Origin of the sequence: Tardiphaga sp. 42S5 (genome assembly GCF_034044155.1) — a bacterium.
GTDB classification, from domain to species: domain Bacteria; phylum Pseudomonadota; class Alphaproteobacteria; order Rhizobiales; family Xanthobacteraceae; genus Tardiphaga; species Tardiphaga robiniae.
In genome coordinates, this window is the sequence record NZ_CP139027.1 from 3,246,626 (window position 1) to 3,268,470 (window position 21,845).

General features: G+C 61.9%; 19 protein-coding genes. 14 read left to right on the forward strand and 5 right to left on the reverse strand.

Annotated elements, in window-relative coordinates:
* Positions 1 to 93 precede the first annotated feature (93 nt).
* From SFY93_RS14935 to SFY93_RS14955, 5 genes are all read left to right on the forward strand, one after another.
* Positions 94 to 1,104 (forward strand): Gfo/Idh/MocA family protein, encoded by a 1,011-nt coding sequence (locus SFY93_RS14935; RefSeq protein ID WP_320443659.1) that lies wholly within the window; start codon positions 94 to 96, stop codon positions 1,102 to 1,104.
* A gap of 78 nt (positions 1,105 to 1,182) precedes the next feature.
* Positions 1,183 to 2,334, forward strand: a complete 1,152-nt coding sequence (locus tag SFY93_RS14940) for a DegT/DnrJ/EryC1/StrS family aminotransferase (protein ID WP_320443660.1) — start codon at positions 1,183 to 1,185, stop codon at positions 2,332 to 2,334.
* A gap of 43 nt (positions 2,335 to 2,377) precedes the next feature.
* Entirely contained in the window at positions 2,378 to 3,910 is a 1,533-nt protein-coding gene (murJ, locus tag SFY93_RS14945; RefSeq protein WP_320443661.1) for a murein biosynthesis integral membrane protein MurJ, read from the forward strand.
* Between the two features lie 102 nt (positions 3,911 to 4,012).
* Positions 4,013 to 6,310 carry a xanthine dehydrogenase family protein molybdopterin-binding subunit gene (locus SFY93_RS14950; RefSeq protein WP_320443662.1) on the forward strand — a complete coding sequence of 766 codons (2,298 nt, stop codon included), beginning with the start codon at positions 4,013 to 4,015 and terminating at the stop codon, positions 6,308 to 6,310.
* 92 nt (positions 6,311 to 6,402) lie between these two features.
* Complete coding sequence (locus SFY93_RS14955) at positions 6,403 to 6,849, forward strand: c-type cytochrome (protein ID WP_320443663.1); 447 nt, start codon at positions 6,403 to 6,405, stop codon at positions 6,847 to 6,849.
* Between the two features lie 77 nt (positions 6,850 to 6,926).
* Here SFY93_RS14955 and SFY93_RS14960 read toward each other — a convergent pair whose 3' ends face one another.
* Positions 6,927 to 7,349 (reverse strand): CHRD domain-containing protein, encoded by a 423-nt coding sequence (locus tag SFY93_RS14960; RefSeq protein WP_320443664.1) that lies wholly within the window; start codon positions 7,347 to 7,349, stop codon positions 6,927 to 6,929.
* 164 nt (positions 7,350 to 7,513) lie between these two features.
* On the opposite strand from SFY93_RS14960, the gene SFY93_RS14965 reads away from it, so the two are divergent.
* The 3 genes from SFY93_RS14965 (at position 7,514) to SFY93_RS14975 (ending at position 11,273) form a co-directional block, all read left to right on the forward strand.
* On the forward strand, positions 7,514 to 8,434 hold the full coding sequence (locus SFY93_RS14965) for a c-type cytochrome (protein ID WP_320443665.1): 921 nt from the start codon (positions 7,514 to 7,516) through the stop codon (positions 8,432 to 8,434).
* Positions 8,435 to 8,592: 158 nt separating this feature from the next.
* Positions 8,593 to 9,567 (forward strand): DMT family transporter, encoded by a 975-nt coding sequence (locus SFY93_RS14970; protein WP_320443666.1) that lies wholly within the window; start codon positions 8,593 to 8,595, stop codon positions 9,565 to 9,567.
* 275 nt (positions 9,568 to 9,842) lie between these two features.
* Positions 9,843 to 11,273: an aldehyde dehydrogenase family protein gene (locus tag SFY93_RS14975; protein ID WP_320443667.1), complete on the forward strand. Its 1,431-nt coding sequence runs from the start codon at positions 9,843 to 9,845 to the stop codon at positions 11,271 to 11,273.
* A gap of 199 nt (positions 11,274 to 11,472) precedes the next feature.
* Here SFY93_RS14975 and SFY93_RS14980 read toward each other — a convergent pair whose 3' ends face one another.
* The gene (locus SFY93_RS14980) at positions 11,473 to 12,432 is read right to left on the reverse strand and encodes an SMP-30/gluconolactonase/LRE family protein (RefSeq protein ID WP_320443668.1); all 960 of its coding nucleotides are present in this window, start codon (positions 12,430 to 12,432) and stop codon (positions 11,473 to 11,475) included.
* A gap of 146 nt (positions 12,433 to 12,578) precedes the next feature.
* On the opposite strand from SFY93_RS14980, the gene SFY93_RS14985 reads away from it, so the two are divergent.
* The gene (locus SFY93_RS14985; RefSeq protein WP_320443669.1) at positions 12,579 to 13,394 is read left to right on the forward strand and encodes an NAD-dependent epimerase/dehydratase family protein; all 816 of its coding nucleotides are present in this window, start codon (positions 12,579 to 12,581) and stop codon (positions 13,392 to 13,394) included.
* Positions 13,395 to 13,481: 87 nt separating this feature from the next.
* Positions 13,482 to 15,188: an IlvD/Edd family dehydratase gene (locus SFY93_RS14990; protein ID WP_320443670.1), complete on the forward strand. Its 1,707-nt coding sequence runs from the start codon at positions 13,482 to 13,484 to the stop codon at positions 15,186 to 15,188.
* A gap of 2 nt (positions 15,189 to 15,190) precedes the next feature.
* Here the strand turns inward: SFY93_RS14990 and SFY93_RS14995 are convergent, their stop codons facing one another.
* The gene (locus SFY93_RS14995) at positions 15,191 to 16,102 is read right to left on the reverse strand and encodes a ribokinase (protein ID WP_320443671.1); all 912 of its coding nucleotides are present in this window, start codon (positions 16,100 to 16,102) and stop codon (positions 15,191 to 15,193) included.
* Positions 16,103 to 16,107: 5 nt separating this feature from the next.
* A complete protein-coding gene (locus tag SFY93_RS15000; RefSeq protein ID WP_089266953.1) occupies positions 16,108 to 17,001 on the reverse strand; it encodes a sugar kinase in 894 nt (297 codons plus the stop codon).
* A gap of 204 nt (positions 17,002 to 17,205) precedes the next feature.
* Between SFY93_RS15000 and SFY93_RS15005 the strand changes: the two genes are divergently transcribed.
* Positions 17,206 to 18,051, forward strand: coding sequence for a VOC family protein (locus tag SFY93_RS15005; RefSeq protein ID WP_320443672.1), 846 nt, complete (start codon positions 17,206 to 17,208; stop codon positions 18,049 to 18,051).
* A gap of 97 nt (positions 18,052 to 18,148) precedes the next feature.
* Here the strand turns inward: SFY93_RS15005 and SFY93_RS15010 are convergent, their stop codons facing one another.
* Positions 18,149 to 18,910: a sulfite exporter TauE/SafE family protein gene (locus SFY93_RS15010; RefSeq protein WP_089267285.1), complete on the reverse strand. Its 762-nt coding sequence runs from the start codon at positions 18,908 to 18,910 to the stop codon at positions 18,149 to 18,151.
* A gap of 231 nt (positions 18,911 to 19,141) precedes the next feature.
* Here SFY93_RS15010 and SFY93_RS15015 point away from each other — a divergent pair, with 231 nt between their 5' ends.
* From SFY93_RS15015 to SFY93_RS15025, 3 genes are all read left to right on the forward strand, one after another.
* Positions 19,142 to 19,801: a TetR/AcrR family transcriptional regulator gene (locus SFY93_RS15015; RefSeq protein ID WP_320447773.1), complete on the forward strand. Its 660-nt coding sequence runs from the start codon at positions 19,142 to 19,144 to the stop codon at positions 19,799 to 19,801.
* 194 nt (positions 19,802 to 19,995) lie between these two features.
* The gene (locus SFY93_RS15020) at positions 19,996 to 20,727 is read left to right on the forward strand and encodes an ABC transporter permease (RefSeq protein WP_246297556.1); all 732 of its coding nucleotides are present in this window, start codon (positions 19,996 to 19,998) and stop codon (positions 20,725 to 20,727) included.
* 73 nt (positions 20,728 to 20,800) lie between these two features.
* Positions 20,801 to 21,793 (forward strand): ABC transporter substrate-binding protein, encoded by a 993-nt coding sequence (locus tag SFY93_RS15025; RefSeq protein WP_093761915.1) that lies wholly within the window; start codon positions 20,801 to 20,803, stop codon positions 21,791 to 21,793.
* Positions 21,794 to 21,845 lie beyond the last annotated feature (52 nt).

The following is a 21,845-nucleotide window of genomic DNA, read 5'->3' on the forward strand; positions in this document are numbered from 1 at the left end:
ATCGCCACATCTGTGGCGGGCATGCTAGGAGAACCCACGGCGCCAGTATGGTGAATCGCCGCGCCGGCTCTTAAGAATTCTGAGGTTTGTTGAATGGTGTCGAAAGAAACTTCCGCAGCGAAGGATGCGGTGCGCACGCTGCGGGTTGGCGTCGTGGGCGCAGGTGTCATGGGCACCAATCATGGCCGCGTGCTGGCCGGGCTGCCCGGCATCGAGATGGTCGGCATCGTCGATCCCATGCTCGAACATCGCACCCGCGCCGAGAAACTGATCGGCTGCAAGACCTTTGCCGATCTGGACGCACTGCTGGCCGCTGGCGTCGATGCCGTGACCATCGCAGCGCCCACTCACTTGCATCACGAAGTCGCGCTGGCCTGCATCGCCAAGGGCATTCACGTGCTCGTCGAGAAGCCGATTGCGTCCACCGTGGAAGAGGGACGCGAGATCGTCGAGGCCGCGCAAAAGGCTGGCGTGACTCTGATGATCGGCCATGTGGAGCGTTTCAACCCCGCCGTCGCCGCCATCAAGAAGGCGATCGAGGGCGAGGACATTCTGTCGATCGGCATCACGCGCGTCGGCCCGTTCCCGCCGCGCATGTCCAATGTCGGCGTTGTCATCGATCTCGCCGTGCATGACATCGACCTGATCCGCTGGTTCACCGAGAGCGACATCGTCGAGGTTCAGCCGCAGCTGGCTTCCGCCGTCGCCGAGCGCGAAGACATCGCGCTGCTGCAGTTCCGCACGGCATCCGGCGTACTCGCTCATATCAACACCAACTGGCTGACGCCGTTCAAGGCGCGCACCGTCACGGTCGCAACGCGCGGCAAATATGTGATGGGCGATCTGCTGACGCGGCAGGTCACCGAATGTTTCGGCTTCAAGACCGATGGCAGTTATTCGATGCGTCATCTACCGGTCGGGCAGGACGAGCCGTTGCGCGCCGAATTGATGGCGTTTCTCGATGCCGTGCGCACCGGCGGTGTGCCGGCGGTGACCGGCGAGGAGGGCGTCGCTTCCCTCGAAATCGCGATCCAGTGCCTTGAAGCGCCAAAGAAGCGCGCAGCCACAGCATCACGTCCGGCGCCCCGCAAGGTGGTTGGCTGACGCAAGCGCGGCCCGGCGCAAGCATGCGCCGGCGTCCAATATCCAGACTTCAACACGACATTCTGCAGGCCAGGCATCATGAACCAGCACACCCGCATCGACCCCGTTCCCTTCATCGACCTCAATGCGCAGCGTCAGCGGCTCGGCACATCGATCGACGAGGCGGTCACCCGCGTGCTCAATCACTGCCAGTTTATCAATGGTCCGGAAGTCGCCAGGCTCGAAGCAGAACTCGCCAAATATTGCGGCGCCAAGCATGTGATCAGCTGCGCCAGCGGCACCGATGCGCTGATGATGGTGCTGATGGCTAAGAAGGTCGGCCCGGGCGATGCCGTGCTGTGCCCGTCCTTCACCTTCTGCGCCACCGGCGAGGCCGTGGCACTGGTCGGCGCGTCGCCTGTGTTTGTCGAAGTCGATGAAGTCACTTTCAACATCAACCCTGAGTCCGTGAAGCGCGGCATCGCCACCGCCAAAAAGGCCGGCCTTAAGCCAAGGGCGATCATCCCGGTCGATCTGTTCGGCCAGCCGGCCGATCTCGATGCGATCTCCGCGATTGCCGAGGCCGAGGGGATGTTCGTGCTGGAAGACGCCGCGCAGGCCTTCGGTGCGACCTATAAGGGCAAGCGTATCGGCACGTCGGCGCTGGCCACCACCACCAGCTTCTTTCCGGCCAAGCCGCTCGGCTGCTTTGGCGACGGCGGTGCCATTTTCACCGATGACGACCAGCTCGCCGAGGACCTGCGCAGCATCCGCATCCATGGCCAGGGCTCCGACAAATACGACAATGTCCGTCTGGGCATCACTGGCCGCCTCGACACCATCCAGGCCGCGGTGCTGCTGGAAAAGCTGAAGATCTTCGACGACGAAATCGCCGCCCGCAACAAAGTAGCCGACCGCTACGCCCGCAGCCTCGGTAACCTCGTCACCGTGCCGCGTGTCGCCGAAGGCAATACGTCGATCTGGGCCTGCTACGTAATCCGCCTGCCGAAGGGCACCGACCGCGACGCCTTTGCCAATGCGCTGAAGGCGCAGGGCGTGCCGACCGCGATCTATTACGCGAAGTCGATGCATATGCAGACCGCCTATAGGGACTATCCGGTTGTCGATGGCGGCTTGCCGGTCTGCGAGGCGCTGTCAGCCGACGTCATCAGCTTGCCGGTGCATGCCTATCTCGACGAGGCTACCCAGGACCGCGTCATCCAGGCTGTGCGCGACGCGTTGGCGACCTAAGTTGAGCATTTTGCACCGCCGTTTCATGCTGTAGAAGCGGCTGATGCTGGGACGCATTTTCACCGTCGGCGGATATACGCTGCTCTCGCGGATCACTGGCTTCGCGCGCGACATCATGCTCGCGGCGATCCTTGGCGCCGGGCCGGTGGCCGACGCCTTCTTCGTGGCGCTGCGACTGCCCAATCACTTCCGCGCCATTTTCGCCGAAGGCGCGTTCAATGCCGCTTTCGTCCCGGCCTATGCCCATGTGACGGGAAAGGGCGGGCCGGCATCGGCACATTTGTTCGCCGATCGCATCTTCACGCTGCTGTTTGCATCACAGGTCGTGCTGCTCATCCTGGCCATTCTGTTCATGCCGCAGGCCATGAGCATCCTGGCGCCGGGCTTCACCGATGATCCCGCGCAGCGTCATCTCGCCATCGAGCTGACACGCATCACTTTTCCCTATCTGCTGCTGATCACGCTGGTGACGCTCTATGGTGGCATGCTGAACGTCATGCAGCGCTTTGCCAGTGCCGCGGCGGCCTCGATCTTCCTCAATATCTCCATGATGGCGACGCTGGCGCTGGCTGCGTTCTTTCCGAGTGCAGGTCACGCCGCGGCCTGGGGCGTGTTGATTTCGGGCTTTCTGCAATATTTCCTGCTCGCCGGAGACTTGCAGCGCCATGGCGGGCTACCGCGTTTCGCGCCGCTGCGCCTCGACGAGGACGTGCGCGGCTTCTTCCGCGCGCTCGGCCCGGCCACGCTCGGCTCAATGGGCACGCAAGTCGCATTGTTTGCCGACACCATCATCGCGACCTTCCTGCCGGTCGGCGCGCTGTCGGCGCTGTATTATGCCGACCGTCTCAACCAGTTGCCGATCGGGGTGATCGGCATCGCCATCGGCACGGTGCTCTTGCCGGAAATGTCGCGGCGGATGGCGGCAGACGATCACGTCGGCGCCATGGGCGCGCAGCGCCGCGCCTTCCTGTTCACGCTGTTGTTCTCGCTGCCCTTCGTCGCTGCATTCCTCGTGGTGCCCGATGTCATCATGCGCGCGATGTTTGCCCGCGGGGCCTTCACCAAGGCCGATGCTGCCGTCGCTGCGGCGACGCTCGCCGCCTATGCCATAGCGCTCATCCCTTTCGTGATGATTCGCAGTGCGGTCGCAACTTTCAACGCGCGCAAGGACACCACGACGCCGATGATTGCCGCGCTCACCGGTATCGCAGTCAACGTCGCGCTGAAGATTCTGCTGATGGGACCTCTGGCGCAGATCGGCCTCGCGCTTGCTAGCGCGGCGGGAGCCTGGATCAATCTGTTGCTGGTCATCTTCTTCGCTATGCGGGCCGGCTATCTCGAATTCGATCGAGCGTTCCTGCTGGCGCTGGGCAAATTCGCGTTGACCGGCGTGGTCCTCGCTGCGGTGCTGTGGGGGACCGCGCGTCTTGCGGCGGAGCAGTTTGCGGGCCTCACCAGCCTCCGCGACGAAGCGACGCTGGGAGTTCTCATCATCGTGACCGTCCTGGTCTATTCGGCATTGGTCCTGATGCTTTTCGGCAAAAGCTGGCTGCACAGCCTGGTCCGCGCCAGATAGCTCGCTTCATCGTGTCCCAAAGTCGGGCAGGGCGACGCTCTGTGCCACTTGCCGCCATCCTCCCGCAGTGTAGATTGAGTCTAAACTGCATGCGGAGGAACGATGGCCCCCATCAAATTCGGCGTCGGACAGAGTGTCCTGCGCAAAGAAGACGACGCCCTCATTCGTGGCCGTGGCCGCTATACCGACGATCATGCGCCCGTCACGCTGCATGCCCTCGTGCTGCGCTCGCCGCATGCCCATGCCAATTTCAGCATCGATGTCAGCAAGGCGCGCACACTTCCGGGTGTCGCTGCGATTCTGACGGCGGAAGACACCAAGGACCTCGGCGGTCTGCCCTGCCTGTTCAATCTCGAAGATCATCCTTTCACCGGGCCGGATTATCCGATCCTCGCCGCCGGGGAAGTCCGCCATGTCGGCGACGCCGTGGCCTTCGTGGTTGCGGAGACTATCGCGCAGGCGCGCGATGCGATTGAGGCGATCGAGGTCGAATGGAAGTCGCTGCCGTCTGTGAACGGTCTGGTCAATGCCGTCGCCAAGGGCGCGCCGCAGGTGTGGGCCAAGCATGCCGGCAATGTGCTGTTCGATGTGCCGATCGGCGACAAGAAGGCGGTCGATGCGGTGTTCGCCAAGGCACCCGTGATCGCCGAAGTGAAGATCGTCAATCCACGCGTCATCATCAACTACATGGAGACCCGGGCGGCGATCTGTGAATACGATGCCAAGCGCGATTACATGACGCTGACCATCGGCAGCCAGGGTAGCCATCGTCTGCGCGACATCCTCTGCGACAACGTGCTGAAGATGCCCAAGGACAAGATGCGGGTCATCTGTCCCGATGTCGGTGGCGGTTTCGGCACGCGGCTGTTTCCCTATCGCGAATATGCGCTGGTGGCCTTTGCCGCCAAGAAGCTGGGCAAGAATGTGAAATGGGCGGCGGACCGTACCGATCACTTCCTCGGCGACGCGCAGGGCCGTGACAACGTTACCCATGCACGCATGGCGCTGAGCGAGGACGGCAAGTTTCTCGCCATGGATGTCGACCTGATGGCCGACATGGGCGCGTATCTGTCGACCTTCGGGCCGTACATTCCGCATGGCGGCGCTGGGATGTTGCCGGGTCTCTACGACATCCAGACCTTCCATTGCCGTGTCCGCACGGTGTTCACGAATTCGGTGCCAGTGGATGCCTATCGCGGCGCCGGCCGTCCCGAAGCGGCCTATGTGGTCGAGCGTCTCGTCGATCAATGCGCGCGCAAGCTCGGCATGTCGCCGGATGCGATCCGCCGCAAGAACTTCATTCCGCCGAAGGCGATGCCGTACAAGACCGCGACGGGCAAGGTTTACGACTCCGGCGATTTCACCGCGCATATGAAACGCGCGATGGATGTTGCGGGCTGGAAGGAATTCCCAAAGCGGGCCAAGGCCGCGAAGAAGGAGGGCCTGGTTCGCGGTATCGGCATGGCCACCTATGTGGAAGTCTGCGGCACCATGGGCGACGAGACCGCCAACGTTGCTGTTGGCGCCGATGGTGACATCACGATCCTGATCGGCACACAGTCGACCGGGCAGGGGCATCACACGGCCTATGCCCAGATCGTCGCCGAACAGTTCGGCGTGACACCGGATCGCGTGCACATCATTCAGGGCGATACGGCGAAGGTCGCCACCGGCCTCGGTACCGGCGGCTCTGCATCGATCCCGACCGGTGGCGTCAGCGTGCAGCGCGCCACCAGGCAGCTCGGTATTAACCTCAAGGAGCTCGCGGCGGATGTGCTGGAAACCAGCGCCGCCGACCTCGAGATCGATGGCGGCGTGGTGAAGATCGCCGGCACTGATCGCTCGGTGTCATTCGCCGATCTCGCAAAGAAGGCCAATCCGTCGAAGCTCAATGCGTCTGAAACCTTCAGCAGCGCCGACGGCACCTTCCCCAACGGCACCCATCTGGTCGAAGTCGAGATCGATCCTGCGACCGGCAAGATCGCCATTGTCAATTACGTCATCGTCGACGATTTCGGCGTCACGCTGAATCCGTTGCTGCTGGCTGGCCAGGTTCATGGCGGCACCATGCAGGGCATCGGCCAGGCGCTGATGGAGCAGGCGGTCTATGATCCCGCGGACGGCCAACTCGTCACCGGCACTTTCATGGACTATGCGCTGCCGCGCGCGGCCGACGGCGCGCCGATTTCGTTCGAGACCCACAACATCCCCTGCGTGACCAATCCGCTGGGGGTGAAGGGGGCGGGCGAAGCCGGCGCCATCGGCTCCTGTCCGGCCGTGATGAACGCCATCATCGATGGTCTCTATCGCGAATACAAAATCGAGCACATCGACATGCCCGCAACTCCTGAGCGGGTGTGGATGGCGATCCGCGAGCACGAACGGCTCCACACGCTGTAAAGCGCCGCCGCCGGGAATAGCCGGATGGCGGCGGGGTTCATCTACATGTTGCGAACTAGTCCTAATTGAATTCCAAACAGGGGTATTGGTTGATGAAACGTGCGCTTCTCGTTGTCGGAGCTTTGCTGTTGAGTGTGGGGGCGGTCTCGGCCCAGCAAGAGATCGTCAAGGAACGCCAGACGCTGATGAAGTCCAATGGTCGCGCGCTTGGCGGCACGCTCAGCGCGATGGCCAAGGGCGACAAGCCCTATGATCAGGCCGCGGTCGAGGCCGCGCTGACCGTGCTGGACGAAACCGCCAAGAAGCTGCCGACACTGTTTCCGGACAGCACCAAGGGTCTGAAGGCCGAGGGTGACTATTCGACGTCGCCGAAGGTCTGGGAAGACAAGGCCGGTTTCGATGCCCACATCGTCACCTTCGCCAAGGCCGTCACCGACGCCAAGGCCAAGATCAAGGATCTCGACAGCCTCAAGGCGAATGTCGGCGGCATCGGCAAGGTATGCGGCGGCTGCCACGAGACGTTCAGGCTGAAGATCTGAGCTCGATTGTGAACTCTGAATGAAAGGGCGAACGCCGCAGCGCTCGCCCTTTTGTTCAACCATCGTCGATTCGAATGTTACTTCGTGACCTGTCCGCGGATCTCGCCGCCTTTGTTGGCCTCAGTGTGGATGTTGACATAGTACTTGCCGGCCAACAGGTCGGCGGCCTGTGCGTCGGTCAGCGTGGCGCTGCCTTCGGAGCCGGATGTGGCTGGTGTGATCGGTACGGCCACTCCGGCATTCTTGCCAGGTTCGGCGGGGCCGTGGAAATGCGCCATGGTCGCAGGACCCGTGAGGCCGGAATAGGTCAGCTTCCAGGTCAGCTTCTTGGTAGCGGGATCGAAGTCGATATCGGCGGTGCCCTTGCCGGCGCTGGTATTGGCGGGCACTTCGGAAGCGCTGTTGAGGGTCGCCTTCATCTTGTCGGCGCAAGCGGGGCCGGCGAGGGCGATGCTGGTGCCGAGCGCGAGGGACGCGAGCATGATCGAACGAGGTGACATGGGTTTCTCCCTGATGATGGTGAGGTCGTCATGGCTGGAAACATCCGAGACGCCAATTCATTCCCCCGGGAGCCTAAGGGATGGATCACGGTTTCGTTCCGGCAGCGGCTGTTCGACGCGCTTTATGTGCTGAAGTTTGACCCGGATACCAATTGGACATGCATGTGCTGAAACGGCTTTTCATTCTCGCATTTGTCGCGGCTGTCATCGGCCTCGGCGTGTTCTGGTGGCTGACGATTCCCGTAACGGTGGCTGCGAGCACGCTCCCGCCGCACACGCCCAATCCCGGCAATGGCGCAGTGGTCTTCAATGCCGGTGGCTGCTCGTCATGCCATGCGACGCCGGCGCAGCAGGATCGGCTCAAGCTTGGCGGCGGGCTGCCGCTCACATCGCCGTTCGGTACGTTCTATGTGCCAAACATCTCGCCGGATCCGGTCGCCGGGATAGGCCGCTGGAGCGAGGCTGATTTCGTCACGGCGCTGTTGAAGGGGACGTCGCCGAACGGTTCGCATTACTTTCCGGCCTTTCCCTACACGTCCTATCAGCACATGAAGCTGGAGGATATCAGCGACCTGTTTGCCTATCTGAAGACACTGCCACAAGTGACCAGCAAGGCGCCGGATCACGCCGTGCCATTCCCGTTCAACATCCGCCGCAACCTCGGCGTCTGGAAATTGCTGTTCCTTGATGGCAAGCCGTTCGTGGCGGATGCATCGAAGTCACCGCAATGGAATCGCGGCAGCTATCTGGTGAATGCGCTGGGCCACTGTGCCGAGTGCCACAGCCCGCGCGATGCGCTGGGCGGCATCGTGACGGCACAGCGCTTTGCCGGAGGTCCTAATCCTGACGGAGAGGGTTGGGTACCCAACATCACCCAAAAGCGTCTCGGTGACTGGAGCGAAAAGGACATCGCGTATTTTCTCGAAACCGGGCAGACCCCGGACGGTGACACCGCCGGTGGCTCAATGGCCCGCGTGATCCGCAATACCTCCCAGTTGAGCGCAGACGACCGCTCGGCGATGGCGCTCTATCTGAAGTCGCTCCCTGCGGTGGAGGGGCCCATTAGGCCCGCCAAAAAGGGCTAAAACCGCCCGCGCAAGGTTGGGGTTGTGGCGAGGTGCAGCCCTGCATGGAAACCCGACAAGCCATGTCGCATCGGCGGTTTTCGTGAGGGGCCTCACGTGATTGTGTGCTGCACCATGCAGGCCCCGCCGATTCCCCCGATCTCCGCTTCCCCGAACTCATGAACATCTTCAAAGCCGTGTCGCTGAAGATTGCCAGCACCATGGCGTTTGCCATCATGGGCGCCCAGGGCCGCTATCTCGGCAGCGAGGTGCCGCTCGGTGAGATCGTGTTTGCGCGCGGGTTGTTTGCGCTGATCCCGATCGTGCTGTTCTTCGGCTGGCGCGGTCAATTGCGCGGCGCGCTGCGCACTAACCGCGTCTCCGCGCATCTGGTGCGCGGTTCGTTCAGCGTGATCGGCACCTTCTGCACCTTCGGGGCGCTGGCGCGTTTGCCGATCGCGGATGTCACTGCCATTGCCTTCATCGCGCCGCTGATCACGGTGGTTTTCGCCGCGATTTTCCTGAAGGAGCAGGTCCATGCCTATCGCTGGTCGGCGGTGGCGATCGGCTTTTCCGGCGTGATCCTGATGCTGTCGCCGTATTTTCACGACCACGCGGCGCTGACCACGTCGATGATCATAGGTCTGTCGCTGGCGCTGCTCAATGCCTTCTCGTCGGGCGGTGCGACCATCCAGATCCGCCGGCTGACCGCAACGGAGTCCTCATCCGCGATCGTCATCTTCATGACGCTGATCGTGATGGCGGCGTCGCTGCTCACCGCGCCATTCGGCTGGCGCTGGCCTACGGACTTCGAATTGGCGCTGCTGGTCGGCATCGGCATTTCCGGTGGTCTCGGCCAGATGCTGTTCACCGAGAGCTATCGCTATGCGCCGGCGTCCTTCCTGGCGCCGTTCGACTACACGGCGATGCTGTGGGCCTTCTTGCTCGGCTTCTGGATGTTCGGCGAGGTGCCGACGCCTTACGTGGTCGGCGGCGCGGTAATCGTCGCGGGCGCAGGCATCTTCGTCATCCTGCGCGAACGCCATCTTGGCCTGAAGCGGCTGCGTGACACACCGATGTCGCCGATTTCTACCATGGCCGATGACGAAGCCGATCCGGACGCGCCCATCGCCGTCCGCGCAAAGTCGCGCTGATTTTTCACTCAATTTTGTTGCAATGCACACTGCGCTTTGCTGGCAAGCTGTGCCATGTCGATTTTAGAACGCGCGCAAATCACGGGGCCTTGCTCCTGCCACGCGGCTGGATTTATATGCATTTGCTGCTTTCACGCGGCATCCCGTGCATGACGGGCTCATGAGGCGAAATGACCGCGCAAGGGTGCTTGCCGGACGCATTGTTCTTTCCCAGATAGACCCGGCTGCACAGAATTTTCTGACGACAGACGTTCCCGAAATCAAAGAGGCTACCAATGGTCAACCGCCTGCAATTCTACATCGATGGCGCCTGGGTCGATCCCGTCGTCAAGAAGACCACCCCCGTCGTCAATCCGGCGACCGAAGAAGCGATGTATGACATTGCGCTGGGCTCCAAGGCCGACGTCGACAAGGCTGTCGCCGCTGCCAAGCGCGCTTTCGAGACCTTCTCCCAGACCACCCGTGAAGAGCGCATCGCGCTGTTCGAAAAGATCATCGCGGTCTACAAGACCCGCATGTCGGATATCGGTGCGTCGGTCTCCGACGAAATGGGCGCTCCGCTGCCGATGGCGGAGAAGCTGCAGGCCGGTGCCGGCCTCGGTCACCTCGTCGCTACGCTGGACGTGCTGAAGACCTACAAGTTCGACGAGCCGCACAACGCCGCCATGATCACGAAGGAGCCGATTGGCGTCGTCGGCATGATCACCCCGTGGAATTGGCCGCTGAACCAGATCGCTTGCAAGGTCGCTCCCGCGCTCGCCGCCGGCTGCACCATGCTGTTGAAGCCGTCGGAATACACCCCGACCTCGGCGCTGATCTTCGCGGAAATCCTTCATGAAGCCGGCGTGCCGAAGGGCGTGTTCAACCTCGTGAATGGTCTAGGCCCCGACGTCGGCGTCGCCATGAGCGAACATCCCGACATCGACATGATCTCCTTCACCGGCTCGACCCGCGCCGGCATCGACGTTGCCAAGCGCGCTGCGAACACCGTGAAGCGCGTCAGCCAGGAACTCGGCGGCAAGTCGCCGAACGTGATCCTGGACGGCGCCGATTTCGTGAAGGCCGTCACCGGCGGCGTCGCGCACATGTTCAACAACTCCGGACAGTCGTGCAACGCACCGTCCCGCATGATCGTGCCGCAGGCGAAGATGAAGGAAATCGCCGCCATCGCGAAGGCGCAGGCCGACAAGACCAAGGCCGGCGATCCGCGCGCTGATGGGACTGTCATCGGTCCGGTTGTCAATCGCGGCCAGTGGGACAAGATCCAGGGCCTGATCCAGAAGGGCATCGAGGAAGGCGCCACGCTGGTCGCCGGTGGTCCCGGCCTGCCGGAAGGCGTCAACAAGGGCTTCTACGTGCGGCCGACGATCTTCGCAGACGTCACCGAGAACATGACCATCGCGCGCGAGGAAATCTTCGGGCCGGTGCTCGTGATCATGGGGGCCAAGGATGAGGCGGATGCGCTCCGCATCGCCAATGACACGCCCTATGGCCTCGCTGGCTACGTCTCGGCTGATACGGTTGAGAACGCCCGCAAGTTCGGCCGTCGCATCCGCGCCGGCAACGTCAACCTGCAGGGTGCTCCGAACGACCGCACCGCGCCGTTCGGCGGCTACAAGCAGTCGGGCAACGGCCGCGAATGGGGTAAGCACGGTCTTGAGGACTTCCTCGAGGTCAAGGCAATCGCCGGCTACACCGCGGCGTAAGACCGCGTCGTTGAAGCGCAAGCTTCGTGACTGAAAACGCCGGCATGGAGCCATCCATGCCGGCGTTTTTGTTTCTACGATGGTCTCTCCGCCGTCATTGCGAGGAGCGAAGCGACGCGGCAATCCAGAAGGCCACAAGCGTGGAAAGACTGGATTGCTTCGCTACGCTCGCAATGATGTTGAGAGGGCGGTGTACCCGTCAGCCCCCCAACGCCCCCTGCGTGTTTACATACACCGCATAGATCGACTGGCTCGATGCCATGAACAGCCGGTTGCGTTTCACGCCGCCGAAACAGACATTGGCGCAGCGCTCGGGCAACGCGATACGGCCGATTTGTTCGCCATCGGGGGCGAAGATGAAGACGCCGTCGAGCTCCGGCTTGCCCATGCCCCAGCCGCACCACAGATTGCCATCGATATCGCAACGCATGCCGTCGGGCGTGCCCGGGCCCGCATCGATCAGCACGCGCTTGTTCTTCAACGTCTTGCTGTCGGCGGCGACGTCGTAAGCGAGAATCTTGCGGTTCGGCACGCCGCGGGATTCCACGACATAGAGCAGCTTTTCATCCGGCGAAAAACACAACCCGTTAGGACCCAGCACATCATCGGCAACAATGGTGGATTTCAGCGTGTCGCCATCGATACGATAGATGTTCTGTCCGATTTCGGATGGCGCCTTGTTGCCCTCATAGTCGCTCATCAGACCGAAGGGTGGATCCGTGAACCAGATCGAGCCGTCGGACTTCACCACGACGTCATTCGGCGAGTTCAGTTTCTTGCCTTCGAAATTATCCATCAGCACCGTGATGGAACCGTCATATTCAGTGCGGGTGATGCGGCGCCCGTGTTCGCAGGTGATCAGGCGCCCCTGGCGATCCCGCGTATTGCCATTGCCGTAATTCGATGGTTTGCGGAAATCGCTGATCGCGCCGGTTTCCTCTTCCCATTTGATAATGCGGTTGTTGGGAATGTCCGAACACAACAGATAGCGGCCGTCACCGAAATAGACCGGCCCTTCGGCCCAGCGCATGCCGGTGGCGATGCGTTCAATGGCGCCGAGCTTGATCCAGTATTTTTCGAAGCGGGGATCGAGGGCGTGAATGGCGGGGTCGGGATAATAGGTCGCCGGCTGCCAGCCGCGCGATGATGTGTCGGACATTGGCGTCTCGTTCTCTGTCGTTTCCTCGGATGCGTTTGCTAACATTGGCGAGGGTAGGCGGCAAGCAATGCCGGTTCCACTGCCTTGCCGTCGCGCCCGCGCCGCGCCATACTTGTCTGACAACTGACAACATTACGAGGGACGGAATGAAGATCTTGATGACGGGCGCATCTGGCGGAATTGGCACGCGCTTGCGCGAATTGCTGCCGCCGATCTATCCGGACCTCGTGCTGAGCGATCTCACCACGCCGCCGAATCTCAAGCCAAATGAAAACTTCAAGCAGGCTGATCTGGCCGATCTCGCCGCCGTCGAGGCGATCTGCGAAGGCGTCGATGGCATCCTGCATTTCGGCGGTTTCTCGGTGGAGGGGCCATGGGACACCATCCTGCAGGCCAATATCATCGGCGGTTACAATCTGTTCGAGGCAGCGCGCAAGAAGGGCGTCAAGCGCATTATCTTCGCGTCGTCCAATCACGCGGTCGGCTTCTATCCACGCCACAGCAAAATCCCGCCGGACGTTACGGCACGGCCGGACAGCCGCTACGGCGTCAGCAAGGTGTTCGGCGAGGCGGTGGGCTCGCTCTATGCCGACAAATACGGGCTGTCGGTGACATGCCTGCGGATCGGCAATTTCGGCGACAGGCCGCTTGATCAACGTCGGCTGTCGATTTGGCTCAAGCCCGAGGATCTGGTGCAGCTCTGCCAGATCGGGCTCGAACATCCCGCCATCCATTTCGAGGTGCTGTATGGCGCCTCCTATAACGAGCGTGCCTGGTGGGATAACTCCCGCGCCTATGAACTCGGCTATCGCCCGGTCGGCAAAGCCGAGGATCATCGCGAACACGCAATGGCGGAACAGGCGAAGATGAAATCCGATCCGGTCGGTGATTTCTATCAGGGCGGGGCATTTTGCAGCGCCGAATTCGCTGGTGATTTCAGTAAGGTGTGGGAGCCGAAATAGGGGCCCAGCCAGTCCGTCCCGCGCATTGACAAGAATTTTGGCGGCTTCATAAGAAGCATTCAAAACAAGCTTGGAATGGGAACGCACATGGCCGACGGATTGCGCAAGGGGCTGACCAGTTACGGCGATGCCGGGTTTTCACTGTTCCTGCGCAAGGCCTTCATCAAGGCCATGGGCTATTCCGACGATGCGCTGGATCGGCCCATCGTCGGCATCACCAACACCCATAGCGACTACAATCCGTGCCACGGCAATTCGCCCCAGATCATCGAGGCCGTGAAGCGCGGCGTGATGCTGGCCGGCGCGCTACCGATGGTGTTTCCGACCATCTCGATCGGCGAAAGCTTCGCCCATCCGACCTCGATGTATCTGCGCAATCTGATGGCGATGGATACCGAGGAGATGATCAAGGCGCAGCCGATGGATGCAGTGGTGGTGATCGGCGGCTGCGACAAGACGCTGCCGGCGCAGATCATGGCGGCGCTGTCGGTCGATCTGCCGACGGTGGTGATCCCGGTCGGCCCAATGGTGGTCGGCCATCACAAGGGAGAAGTGCTCGGCGCCTGCACCGACTGCCGGCGCATGTGGGGCAAGTTCCGCGCCGGCGAGATCGACCAGCAGGAAATCGACGACGTCAATGCGCGCCTCGCGCCGTCGGTTGGCACATGCATGGTGATGGGCACGGCGTCGACCATGGCCTGCATCACCGAAGCCATGGGCCTGTCGCTGCCGATGAGCGCGACGATCCCGGCACCGCATGCCGAGCGCTTTCGCTCCGCCGAAGCCAGCGGCAAGGTTGCCGCGACGCTCGCCAAGAACAAGGGACCGAAGCCGAGCGAATTCCTGACGCCGGGCTCGTTCCGCAATGCGCAGGTCGTACTGCAGGCGATCGGCGGCTCGACCAACGGACTGATCCATCTCACGGCGATGGCCAACCGTACGCCGAACCGGATCAATCTCGCTGCTTTCGACGAGCTCGGCCGCGACGTGCCGGTGCTGGTCGATCTGAAGCCGTCGGGCGATCACTATATGGAGCACTTCCATCATGCGGGCGGCGTGCCCAAGCTGATGGAGCAGCTCGGCGATCTCATCGACCTCGATGCCAAATCTGTTACCGGCGAGACGCTACGCGAGATCGTGGCGAATGCCGAAGAGGTGCCGGGCCAAGACGTGATCCGCTCGAAGGACAATCCGATCAAGCGGGAAGGCGGGCTGGCAATCCTACACGGCAATCTGGCGCCGCGCAGTGCCGTCATCAAACATTCCGCCGCGTCGCCGAAGCTGATGCAGCACACCGGCCGTGCCGTGGTGTTCGAGTCCGTTGAGGACATGACCAACCGCGTCGATGACCCTGATCTCGATGTCACTGCGGATGACGTGCTGGTGCTGCGCAATGCCGGTCCCAAGGGCGCACCGGGCATGCCTGAGGCCGGCTATCTGCCAATCCCCATGAAGCTGGCGCGTGCCGGCGTGAAGGACATGGTGCGTATTTCAGACGCGCGCATGAGTGGTACAGCCTTCGGCACCATTGTGCTGCACATCACGCCGGAGAGCGCCGTGGGTGGCCCGCTGGCGCTTGTGAAGAACGGCGACATGATCCGTCTGGATGTGGCGAAACGGTCGATCGATTTGTTGGTCGACGATGCCGAGCTTGCGAAGCGTCAGGCTGCGCTCCCGCCAGCGAAGACGCCGGACTGGGCGAAGCGCGGCTATGCGCATCTGTTTCACACCACGATCCTGCAGGCCGATGACGGCTGCGATTTCGACTTCATGACGGCGAAGGGGAAGGGCTGACGCTAGCCGGCAGCCGCCGACACCTCTTTCGCTGTCGGCATCGACGGCCCGGCGCCCATCCGCTGTACGCAAAGCGAGGCGGCGACATTAGCATAGCCAATGGCGCTCTGCAGTGAATGTCCATCGGCAAGCTGGGCGGCAACAGCGCCCACGAAACCGTCGCCAGCGCCGGTAGTGTCAATCGCCTTCACGATGCGGGCGGCTTCGAGGTGGACCCTGCCATCGATCAGCGCGATCGCGCCGCGCTTGCCCAGCGTGATGCAGATGTTCGGCCGATGATCGGTTTGCAATGTCGATGCGGCGGCGATGAAGCGCGCATCGGGATCGGTGTCGTGCAGTTCGAGACTTGCAAGCAGGCCGAGTTCGCTTTCATTGAGGATCAGAATATCCACCAGAGCCATCAGCTCACGGTCAATCGGCATCGCCGGTGCCGGATTGAGAATCGTCGTTGCATCGGATGCGCGCGCCCGCGTGAAGAAAGCCGTGATGGCCGGCAGCGGAATCTCGAATTGGCTGACGGCGATATCGCCTTTTCGGAATGCGGACGCAGCGACATCGGCCGCATTGACCAACGCATTGGCGCCGGGAATGACAACGATGGTGTTCTCAGCTTTCGCAACGGTGATGATCGCTGTTCCTGTGCCGGCGCCAGCGACCTCACGCACGTAAGCGAGATCGACGCCTTGCATGGCCAGAAATGCCCTGGTGTCGCGGCTAAAGGCATCCGCGCCGGTACAGCCGATCAGCATGGTCGCTGCACCAAGTTTCGCCGCAGCCACGGCCTGATTGGCGCCCTTGCCACCGGGAAAATACAACACTTCGCGGCCTGCTACAGTCTCACCGATTGCCGGATGGCGGTCGGCTGTCGCGACCACGTCCATATTGATGCTGCCGGCGACGACAACCTGGCCCATGGTTGTCACACCTGCGCCCGATATTCCTCACGCACCGCCGCGATATCCGACAATGTCGGCAGTCCCGCTTCATTGCCCAGCCGCTGGATCTTGAAGGTCGATGCGGCCCGCGCGAATTTGAAATGTTCGGCCCAGCTATGGCCGGGATTGGCCAGATACGAATAGACGTAAGCGCCGTGGAAGACATCGCCGGCGCCATTGGTATCGATCACCTTCTCGCGCGGGATCGGCAGCGCGGGCAGCGTGTGCACTGTGCCGGCCTCGTCATACCAGAGCAGGCCCTTCTCGCCGAGCGTGACGCCGCCGACGCGGCAGCCGCGGCTCTTGAGATAGTCGAGCATCTTCTCCGGCGTCAGGTCCATCTGCTCGCAGAGACGTTCGGCGACGATGGCGACGTCGATGAACTCAAGCAACTCATGGGTGTTGGTGCGCAATCCGCCGCCGTCGAGTGAGGTGAGGATGCCGGCCTCGCGGCAGAGCTTCGCGTAGTGAATCGCGGCATCGGGCTGATGGCCGTCGATATGCAGCGCGCGACAGGCGCCGAGATTGAGCAGCGGGAAGGGATGGATGTGTTCGTCGTCACGGCAGCGGACGATGGCACGCTTGCCGTCTTTCGGCATGATGAAGGATAGCGACGAACTCGCCACTTTGCGCGGATGGACCTCGATGGCGTATTTCGCCGACATGTCCATGAACATGCGGCCGAGCCAGTCATTGGCGACGGTGGCGATGAGATCGGGCACAATGCCCAGCTTGGCGCAGCAGAAGGCCGCCGTCACCGCATTGCCGCCGAACGACACGGCATAGTCGGAGGCGACATGCTTCTCGTCGCCGGTCGGCATATGGTCGGTGATGAACGTGACGTCGATATAGGTCTGTCCGATAAAGAGTGCCTTCATGAATCCGTCCGTCTCGCCTGAGGGATGGCTGCACCCGTCCGGAGACGGCGCATCAGTCAGCTTAACAGCGGTTGCGACGAGGTCACCACCGAAATTGTGCGATGCCGCAGGATGCCGCAGCCGGGCGGAGTCGGTTTTCAGCATTGCGGCTCGAAAACTGGCATAGTTCGATCACAACAACGCCACGAAGACGGGAGGGATGCGATGATCACCGGGCTGGATCACGTCGTCATTTTGCTGGAGGACCTGGACGTGGGGATCGCCACCTATCAGACCCTGTTCGCCCGCGCGCCCGCCTGGCGCAGCACCAGCGACGGTGCGGCCATGGCGATCTTCACGGTGGCCAACATGTCGGTCGAGCTGATGGCGCCTGTCGGTCACGGCCCGGCCGCCGATCGCATCAGGGCCGTGCTGCCGGAGCAGGGTGCGACGCTGGCCAGCATCTGTTTCCGGACTGGCGATATCGCTGGGATGCATCGCCGGCTCGATCGCCTGGCGCTGAAGCCTGATCCCATCGCCGAGGTCGAGAGCAGGGATACCGAGACCGGCGCCACACTCACCTGGAAGCGTACCCGTGCGGCGACGGACGCGACGCGCGGCGTCCGGCAATTCTTTCTCGAACTCTCAGACGAGCGTCCGGTGTCGCCTCCGGTGGGCGATACGCCGTTCCTTGGCCTCGACCATATCGTTGTCGCCACGCAGGATCCGGAGCGCGCCGCTGCGCTCTATGGCGCGCGACTGGGCCTCGACATGGCGCTGGATCGCTCCAATCCAGAGTGGGGCCATCTGATGTTCTTCCGCTGCGGCGATCTGATCGTCGAGGTCGTGCATCGCCCCGACGACAAGGCCGACAAGAATCGCGACAAGCTCTGGGGCATGACCTGGCGCGTCGCTGACGTCGATGCCACCCGCGAGCGTTTGCTCGCCGCGCATGTCAACGTGTCGGAGGTGCGTAGTGGCCGCAAGCCGGGCACCCGTGTTGTCAGCCTCCGCGATGGCACCTGCGGAATTCCGACGCTGCTGATCGAGCGGACGGGGAAGGATGTGTAGAGGTGTAGGATGGGTAGAGCGTCTTCGCGAAACCCATCATTTAAACGCATGAAAGCGATGGGTTTCGCTGCGCTCCACCCATCCTACGTATTGCCACCTACCGCCACAACACTGAACAGCCCTGCCACAGCAGCACCAGCGAGATCACCAGCAGCAGGGCATAGGCGATGTTGTAGAACAGATTGGTGGGCGTGTGTTTCACCAGCCAGATGCCCATGAAGTTCGCGATGATGGCCATCGGCAGCAGCGCCAGCGATGTCGCGAAATTGCCGGCGTGGAATTGGCCGAGTGCGAAATAGGGCACGATCTTCAGCGCATTGACGACGGCGAAGAAGATCGTCGTGGTCCCGACCAGCACCAGCTTCGGCAGCCGCTGCGGCAGCACATAGACCTGAAATGGTGGGCCGCCGGCCTGAGTCATGAAGGATGTGAAACCCGATACCGCGCCCCAGAATACGCCACCGGCCGGGCCCATGCGGGTCGGTTCGATTCTGGCGCGCTTGCGCCAGACGTCGATCACGAAGATGAGGCCGATCAGACCGACGGTGATACGCACGGCATTGTCGGAAATATAGGAAGCGAGCAGCCACGCCAGCGTCATGCCGGCGACCGCGCCCGGCAACATGATCTTCAGATTCGAGGCGTCCCATTCGCGGCGATAGACATAGATCGAGATCAGGTCCTGCGTGATCAGCACCGGCAGTAGCAAGGCGGCTGCTTCGAGTGGTGGCAGATACAGCGCCAGCAGCGGCGTGGCGGCAATGCCGACGCCGGAGAAGCCGCCTTTGGAGAGGCCAAGGAAAATCACCGCCGGAATGGCGACGGCATAGAAGAACGGGTCTGTGATGATGGCAGGCACAAGCAGGTCCGGTTGAGGCAGGGCAGTGATAGCGACGACACCCGCAAAAGGCGATGCCCGTTTGCGCATATGGCCCGGAACATGCTTTGTTCTCAAGCGGGCAAACGCATGCTACACGCGATAGACGTGCGGCTGTTGCGTCATTCCGCTGAGCGACGGGATCCGGGTTTGGCAAAAACAACTAAAAAAGCGCCGAAGAAAGCATTGAAGTGGCAGCGTGACCCGGAAGGGATGCGTCTGCGCATTCTCGAGGCTGCCAAGAAGGAATTCGCGAGCAAGGGCCTCGCTGGTGCGCGCGTCGATCGCATCGCTGCGCAGGCCGGCGCCAACAAACGCATGCTCTACTATCACGTCGGCAACAAGGATGCGCTCTATCTTGCGGTACTCGAAGGTGCCTATGAGCAGATCCGCGCCGAAGAACGCACGCTCGATCTCGAACATCTTGATCCGCCTGAGGCCATCGAGAGCCTGATCGCCTTCACCTGGAACTACTTTATCCGCAATCCGGAATTCCTCGCGCTGCTCAACACCGAGAATCTGGAGCGCGCGAAGCACATCAAGCGCTCCACGAAGGTGAAGTCGATGCATTCGCCCTTCGTGGAGATGATCCGCACAGTGGTGTTGCGTGGCGTCGCGTCAGGCGATTTCAAGGTCGCGATGGATCCGGTGCAGCTCTACATTTCCATCGCCGCGCTGAGCTTTTTCTATATCGGCAACAACGCCACGCTCAGCGTGATTTTCGGCAGGGATCTGCTGGCGAAGGAGGCGAGGGACGAGCGGCTGGCCCATATGGTGGCACTCGTCCTGGCGGCGCTCACCGGCCGATCCGTGGCCGAATTCCAGCTCCCGCCGGCGACGATTGTCCACACCTCGGCCCGCCAAAGCGCCTGAAATCATTGTGTAATTCTCGCTAGTTAAGCGCCCAATTGACAACGGCGAAGCCATGCGCTGTATTTATCCAACGAGTTAAATGCGACCGCGAAGCCGGCATCTGGGAGACGAGACGCGTGAGTGAGAAGAAAGCACCCGGCAGTGTATCGAAGCTGCTGAACGCCTCATGGCTGCGCCCATTCCTGTTGCTGGTGATGATCGTTGTCGGCTGGGATCTGGCGATCCGCATCTTCAACATTCCTGCCTATCAGATCCCTGCGCCCGGCGACGTCGTGAAGGTGCTCTACACCGATTGGCCCGAGCTGCTCGCGCAGTCAGGGCCCACGACTTACGCCACGCTGCTCGGCTTTCTCGCCTCGGCCGTGTTCGGCATCCCGATTGCCATGCTGATCGCCGGTTCGCGGACCGTCGAGAGCTATGTCTATCCGCTGCTGGTGTTCTCGCAGTCGATTCCCAAAGTCGCCATCGCGCCCTTGTTCGTGGTGTGGTTCGGCTTCGGTATTGTGCCGAAGATCATTGCAGCCTTCCTGCTTGGCTTCTTTCCGGTCGTCGTGTCGGCGGTGCAGGGCTTCAAGTCGGTCGATCCCGACATGGTCGATCTTGCCCGCGCCATGAAGGGCAGCCGCTTGCGCGTGTTTTGCGCGGTGAACCTGCCACACGCACTGCCGGCGATCTTCTCCGGTCTCAAGGTGTCCGTCACGCTCGCCGTCGTCGGCGCGGTGGTCGGTGAGTTCGTCGGCTCCAATTCCGGTATCGGTTATGTGCTGCAGCGCTCGATCGGCACCTTCGATCTGCCGACGATGTTTGCGGCTCTCGTGATCCTCGCGCTGCTCGGCGTCATTCTGTTCTGGCTGGTCGATCGTATCGAACGCTTTGCGATTCCCTGGCACGTCAGCCAGCGCGCGGATGTTTTCATCGGGTCCTGATCGGGACGTGCAATTCCAAACAAGCGGTCCGGCGAAACGGGCCGCGATCACCTGCTTCAATGGGAGGCTAAAAATGCTGAAATGGGTTACTGCTGTTTCGACTGCCGCGATCACCGTCACGCTTGCACTCGCCACGCCGGCGGCTGCCGCCGACAAGGTGACGTTGATGCTCAACTGGTATGTCTATGGTGAGCATTCGCCGTTCTATTACGGCAAGGCCAAGGGCATCTATGAAGCCGAAGGCATCGATCTCGACATCCAGGAAGGCCGCGGTTCGGCTGCCACCGTGCAGGCTGTCGCCGCGAAGAGCGTGAACTTCGGCTATGTCGACGTTCCCACCATGATGCGCGCAGCCGTGAAGGGCGCCCCGGTGATCGCTACCGGTGTGCTGCTGCAGACCTCGGCCATGTCAGTGATGGGCTTCGTCGACAAGAACATCAGGAAGCCGGACGACATCAAGGGCAAGACCGTGGCGATCACGCCGGCGGATTCGATGACACAGATCTGGCCGCTGTTCCTCAAGAAGGCCGGCCTCAAGGAATCGGATTTCAAGACCGTCGCCGGCGACGGACAGACCAAGCTCAATGCCGTCATCAACGGCCAGGCTGATCTGCTGCTCGGCTACGTCATGGACCAGTCCATGAAGATCAAGGATGCCACCGGCAAGGATGTGTATCCGATCAAGTTTGCCGATTACGGCATTCACCTCGTGTCGTCGGGCATCGTCACCAACACCGACTATGCCAAGGCCAATCCGGATCTCGTGAAGCGCTTCATGTCGGCCACCACCAAGGCCGTCGAAGCTGCGTCGAAGGAGCCGAAGGCTGCCGCACAGTCAATCCTCGATGCCAACCCGAAGGGCGGCAAGATCGAGACCCTGACCCAGGGCTTCGAACTCACCATCCCGCTCTACACCACGCCGGAAACCAAGGGTAAGCGCCCATTCCAGGTCACCGATCAGAACATGAAGGAATCGGTAGAGCTGATGGTCGAATACGGCGGTCTGGAAGCCAAGGCCAAGGACAATCCGAAGGCCTTCTACACCAACGAATATCTGCCGAAGTAACCGGCCCGGTTATCTCGACTGAACTGACGAAACCAACAGGACTAGCCGTAAT

Bases quoted from the DNA above. Each gene is read 5' to 3' on its own strand.
- SFY93_RS14935 (WP_320443659.1), top strand. From the start codon at position 94: ATGGTGTCGAAAGAAACTTCCGCAGCGAAGGATGCGGTGCGCACGCTG.
- SFY93_RS14940 (WP_320443660.1), top strand. From the start codon at position 1,183: ATGAACCAGCACACCCGCATCGACCCCGTTCCCTTCATCGACCTCAAT.
- murJ (WP_320443661.1), top strand. From the start codon at position 2,378: ATGCTGGGACGCATTTTCACCGTCGGCGGATATACGCTGCTCTCGCGG.
- SFY93_RS14950 (WP_320443662.1), top strand. From the start codon at position 4,013: ATGGCCCCCATCAAATTCGGCGTCGGACAGAGTGTCCTGCGCAAAGAA.
- SFY93_RS14955 (WP_320443663.1), top strand. From the start codon at position 6,403: ATGAAACGTGCGCTTCTCGTTGTCGGAGCTTTGCTGTTGAGTGTGGGG.
- SFY93_RS14960 (WP_320443664.1), bottom strand. From the start codon at position 7,349: ATGTCACCTCGTTCGATCATGCTCGCGTCCCTCGCGCTCGGCACCAGC.
- SFY93_RS14970 (WP_320443666.1), top strand. From the start codon at position 8,593: ATGAACATCTTCAAAGCCGTGTCGCTGAAGATTGCCAGCACCATGGCG.
- SFY93_RS14975 (WP_320443667.1), top strand. From the start codon at position 9,843: ATGGTCAACCGCCTGCAATTCTACATCGATGGCGCCTGGGTCGATCCC.
- SFY93_RS14980 (WP_320443668.1), bottom strand. From the start codon at position 12,432: ATGTCCGACACATCATCGCGCGGCTGGCAGCCGGCGACCTATTATCCC.
- SFY93_RS14985 (WP_320443669.1), top strand. From the start codon at position 12,579: ATGAAGATCTTGATGACGGGCGCATCTGGCGGAATTGGCACGCGCTTG.
- SFY93_RS14990 (WP_320443670.1), top strand. From the start codon at position 13,482: ATGGCCGACGGATTGCGCAAGGGGCTGACCAGTTACGGCGATGCCGGG.
- SFY93_RS14995 (WP_320443671.1), bottom strand. From the start codon at position 16,102: ATGGGCCAGGTTGTCGTCGCCGGCAGCATCAATATGGACGTGGTCGCG.
- SFY93_RS15000 (WP_089266953.1), bottom strand. From the start codon at position 17,001: ATGAAGGCACTCTTTATCGGACAGACCTATATCGACGTCACGTTCATC.
- SFY93_RS15005 (WP_320443672.1), top strand. From the start codon at position 17,206: ATGATCACCGGGCTGGATCACGTCGTCATTTTGCTGGAGGACCTGGAC.
- SFY93_RS15015 (WP_320447773.1), top strand. From the start codon at position 19,142: ATGCGTCTGCGCATTCTCGAGGCTGCCAAGAAGGAATTCGCGAGCAAG.
- SFY93_RS15020 (WP_246297556.1), top strand. From the start codon at position 19,996: ATGATCGTTGTCGGCTGGGATCTGGCGATCCGCATCTTCAACATTCCT.
- SFY93_RS15025 (WP_093761915.1), top strand. From the start codon at position 20,801: ATGCTGAAATGGGTTACTGCTGTTTCGACTGCCGCGATCACCGTCACG.